Raw genomic sequence first — 1,621 nt, 5'->3', positions numbered from 1 at the left:
TTTGATGTATTACGTGCGACACAAGCATTGAACCAACAAATCTCTACAGCGTACATGACGACAGAAGATGCGATTTCCTATTATGAAACACTTTCTGGAATGACAACAACAGAATAGAAATAAAACGTAAAGAAAGGAGCGTATTATGGGTTTTCATGTAGAAACAGCAGAAATGAAAAAGGCACTGGAACAGTACCAAAAAGTATCAAAAACAGCACAAGAACAGTTGAATAGCGCAAAAAATTCAATGAATGGTATCATAAATAGTAATGCGATGCATGGGCAAGTGGGCCAAGCAATTGCAGCAGACATTAATAATAATAAAAATGCTGTCCTTGTAGGATTGAAGAATAGCTATAAATTAGTGGAAGCAGATCTCCAGCAGACCTATGCAGATTTTGCAGGAACCACAGGAGAAACCTCAGAGAATGCTGTGCTAAATGAAGAGGTTTTGACGAAAGCCAAAACATCGATTGATACGTTTAAAAGTGAACACAAAGAGAAAAGACAAGCCATTAAATCAGTCTATAATGATATCGCAGATTTAATTTCGCTCTCTATGCCAAGCAGTAGTACCTTTACTAGTGCTTGTGATGCATCAAAAAAACATCTTGAGAAAATTATTCAAAAGGTGAATGAGTTTGACAATAAGCAACAACCAAGCTCGGCAGAAGAAATCATCAATGTTTTGGGGCAACAAATTAAGATATCTGAAACAGCAAGTGGTTTAAGTTATACAGATCCAAGATTTATGGAATTTGTCTCACAAACAGAATTAGCAGAAGCAATCCAAGATATCGATAGTCAAATTGCTAAGGCAGAAGCAGATGCAAAACTAGCAGCGGAAAAAGCGGCAAAGGAAAAACAAGAAGAATGGGCAAAACACCATCCAGTAGAAAACTTTCTGAAGAATATGTCAGATAGCATCGGTGATTGGTGGGGAAATGTAGTAGAGGGAACAAAGAATCTATCCATTCCAAAGGGTTTTAAAAATATTCTCTTATTCGGTGAAGGTTTTCTTGGTGCAGCAGGCGATCTAGTTAGCTCGGTAGCAATTAGTGGTAGTGAGCTCCTTCATTTGAGTGTAGAGTTAGTTGAATGGGGGATTGATTCAGCTAGAGGCGTTGAAACACCTCAATGGAAGCTAGATGATATTAAAGGTGCTTGGGAAAATACAAAAGCAATCGGAAGTACGCTAAAAACTGTTGGTATGGGCTTTCAAGCAGTCACTAACCCGTGGCTATTAGCAGTAAGTCCAGCACATAGAGAGGCGTTGAAAGAAAGCTTTGATATGGGAGCAGGACTCGTAAATACTGTTGTAAACGACATCAAAACAGGCAATTTCTATGCCATAGGCGGTTATGTATTTGATGTAGCCAGCATGTTCATCGGGGTAGGAGAAGTCAGTGCAGCCTTGAAAGGAACGAAGTTTGTTGGTAAACTAGCAGAGGGGTTAAATGCATTTAAAACAGCTGCTAAAGCTACAACCCTAAGCAAACTTGGTAAAATTACCAATGTCATCAATAAAGGATTAAAATATGGAGATGACGTAGTTAAAGCAGTTGCGACAAAACTAAAAAATATTCCAGTCCCACTCATGGATGAAATCGCCCTTGCAGGT

1 protein-coding gene is annotated in these 1,621 nt (G+C 38.7%); it reads left to right on the top strand.

The genetic code is table 11. The features are described from left to right. Positions 1–145 precede the first annotated feature (145 nt). On the top strand, positions 146–1,621 hold a 1,476-nt coding region (locus BCR25_RS14095; protein WP_069664237.1), incomplete at its 3' end, for a T7SS effector LXG polymorphic toxin.

The organism is Enterococcus termitis (genome assembly GCF_001730305.1).
Taxonomy (GTDB): Bacteria; Bacillota; Bacilli; order Lactobacillales; family Enterococcaceae; genus Enterococcus_L; species Enterococcus_L termitis.
The sequence above is the reverse complement of the archived record's forward strand: the minus strand, read 5'-3'. Positions and strand labels throughout refer to the sequence as shown.